This is a genomic window from Kineococcus indalonis (assembly GCF_009906395.1).
GTDB classification, from domain to species: domain Bacteria; phylum Actinomycetota; class Actinomycetes; order Actinomycetales; family Kineococcaceae; genus Kineococcus; species Kineococcus indalonis.
Genome location: NZ_JAAALM010000517.1, coordinates 1 through 2,806 on the forward strand (window position 1 = coordinate 1; position 2,806 = coordinate 2,806).

General features: G+C 76.0%; 2 protein-coding genes. Both read left to right on the top strand.

Annotated elements, in window-relative coordinates:
* On the top strand, positions 1 to 1,082 hold a 1,082-nt coding region (locus tag GTR00_RS18255; RefSeq protein WP_166612996.1), incomplete at its 5' end, for a bifunctional 2-methylcitrate synthase/citrate synthase.
* A 97-nt stretch (positions 1,083 to 1,179) separates the two neighbouring features.
* Positions 1,180 to 2,739, top strand: a complete 1,560-nt coding sequence (locus GTR00_RS18260; RefSeq protein WP_166612997.1) for a sugar ABC transporter ATP-binding protein — start codon at positions 1,180 to 1,182, stop codon at positions 2,737 to 2,739.
* Positions 2,740 to 2,806 lie beyond the last annotated feature (67 nt).

The following is a 2,806-nucleotide window of genomic DNA, read 5'->3' on the forward strand; positions in this document are numbered from 1 at the left end:
ACACCACCGCGGTCTCGAAGGTGGACCCGGGGACGAACTCGCTGCTGTACCGCGGGTACCCGGTGCAGGAGCTGGCCGCCTCGTGCTCCTTCGAGGAGGTCGCCCACCTGCTGTGGCACGGGGAGCTGCCGACGCCGGGGGAGCTGGAGGGCCTGCGCGAGCGCGAGCGCGCGCACCGGGCGCTGGACCCGCGCCTGCTGCGGGTGCTCGACGAGCTGCCGGCGGGCGCGCACCCGATGGACGTGGTGCGCACCGCCGTCAGCGTCCTGGGCGCGCTGGCCCCGGACGCCGCCGACTCCTCCCCGGCCGCCGAGCTGGCCAAGGCGGAGCGGTTGTTCGCCGTGCTGCCGGCCGTGGTGGCCCTCACCCAGCGGCGCCGGCACGGGCTCGCGCCGGTGCCGCCGCGCGACGACCTCGGGTACGCCGCGAACTTCCTGTGGCAGGCGTTCGGCGCCGAACCCGGCCCGGAGGTGGTGCGCGCCTTCGAGGTGTCCCTGGTGCTCTACGCCGAGCACTCCTTCAACGCCTCCACGTTCACCGCGCGGGTGGTCACCTCCACCCTGGCCGACCTGCACTCGGCGGTCACCGCGGCCGTCGGGGCCCTCAAGGGCCCCCTGCACGGCGGCGCCAACGAGGCGGTGTGGGACGTCTTCGAGGAGGTCGGCACCGGAGCGGGCGCGCCGGAGCGGGCGCGCACCTGGGTGCGCGAGGCGCTGGCCGCGCACCGCAAGGTGATGGGTTTCGGGCACCGCGTGTACCGCGACGGCGACTCGCGGGTGCCCACGATGAGCGCGGCGCTGCGCGAGCTGGCCGCCCACCTGCACCGCCCCGACGTCGTGGAGCTGTACGACGCGCTGGAGGGGGCGGTGGTCGGCGCCAAGGGCATCCGGCCGAACCTGGACTTCCCCTCCGGGCCCGCCTACCACCTCATCGGGTTCGACACCCCGGTGTTCACGCCGGTCTTCGTCGCCTCGCGCGTGGTGGGCTGGACCGCGCACGTGCGCGAGCAGCGCGCCGCGAACTCCCTCATCCGCCCGCTGTCCGCCTACGACGGCCCGGGCGAGCGGCACCTGGCGCGCTGAGCGCCGCCGCGCTCGCGCGGCAGCGGTGGACGACCGGGCGGGACCCGCCGCGGCCGCGATGCTTGACGACCGGCGGGCGCGCTGACACCTTCTGCGCATGGTCGATGGCGACCCCCGCGGGCAGGCCCCCGGGGCGCGGCGCGGTGCGGCGCCGGGGGAGGTCCTGCTGCAGGTGCGCGGGATCGTCAAGGGGTTCTCCGGCGTCACGGCTCTGGACGGGGTGGACCTGGACGTGCGCGCCGGCGAGGTGCACTGCCTGCTCGGGCAGAACGGCGCGGGCAAGTCCACCCTCATCAAGGTCCTCGCCGGGGTGCACCGCCCCGACGCCGGCACCGTGGAGTGGCGCGGGCAGGAGGTGGCGCTGCCCACCCCGGTGGCGGCGCTGCGCACCGGCATCGCCACCGTGCACCAGGAGCTGGACGTGGTGGACGGGCTGACGGTGGCCGAGAACCTGTTCCTCGGGCACGAGCTGGCCACCGCCGGCGTGACCCGCCGCCGCGAGCTGCACGCCCGCGCGCGCGAGGTCCTCACCCGGCTCGGGCACGGCGACATCCCCCCGCACCGCGAGGCGGGGCACCTGTCCGCCGCCGGCAAGCAGATCGTCAGCACCGCCCGCGCGCTCTCGCACGACGCGCGCCTGATCGTCATGGACGAACCCTCCGCGGTGCTGGACTCCGAGGAGGTGGAGAACCTCTTCCGGCTGGTGCGCGAGCTGACCGCCGCCGGGGTGGCGGTGCTGTACATCTCGCACCGGCTGGAGGAGATCCGCCGCATCGGGGACCGCATCACCGTCCTGAAGGACGGGCGCACCGTGGCCCGGGGCCTGCCGGTGGCCTCCACGCCCACGCCCGAGCTGATCCGCCTGATGACCGGCCGATCGGTGGAGCAGGTGTTCCCCGCGCGCCGGGGCGTGCCCGCCGACGCCGAGGTGCTGCTGGAGGTGGAGGGCCTGGGCCTGCGCGGCGTCTTCAGCGACGTCTCGATGACCGTGCGCGCCGGCGAGGTCGTCGGCCTGGCCGGCCTGGTCGGTTCGGGGCGCTCGGAGATCCTCGAGACCGTCTACGGCGCCCGGCGCGCCACCGCCGGGCGCGTGCGCGTGGCCGGGCGAGAACTGCCGCGCGGTTCGGTGCCCGACGCGGTGCGCCGCGGCGTGGGCCTGGCGCCCGAGGAGCGCAAGAGCCAGGGGTTGCTGCTGGACGAGCCCGTCTACCGCAACGTCACCCTCGCCACGTTCGCGCGCTTCGCCCGCGGGCCGGTGCTGGACGAGGGGGCCGAGCGGCGCAGCGCCCTGGAGCGCATCGCCGAGCTCGAACTGCGCCCGGCCGACCCCGACCGCCCGGCGCGCACCCTCTCCGGCGGCAACCAGCAGAAGATCATGATCGCGCGCTGGCTGGTCCACGGCTGCCGCGTGCTGCTGCTGGACGAACCCACCCGCGGGGTGGACGTCGGCGCCCGCGCCGAGATCTACGCCCTCGTCCGCTCGCTGGCCGCGGCCGGCGCGGCGGTGGTCGTGGTCTCCAGCGAGATCGAGGAGGTGCTGGGCCTGTCCGACCGCGTCCTCGTCGTCGCCGACGGCCGGGTCCTGCACAGCGGGCCGGCGGAGGAGATCGACGAGCACCGCGTGCTCGACCTCGTCATGGAAGGAAGTGCCGCGTGAGCGACTCCGTCAGCGACTCCGTGAGCGGCTCCCCGGCCCCCGCCGGCGCCACCACCGGCCCCGGCCG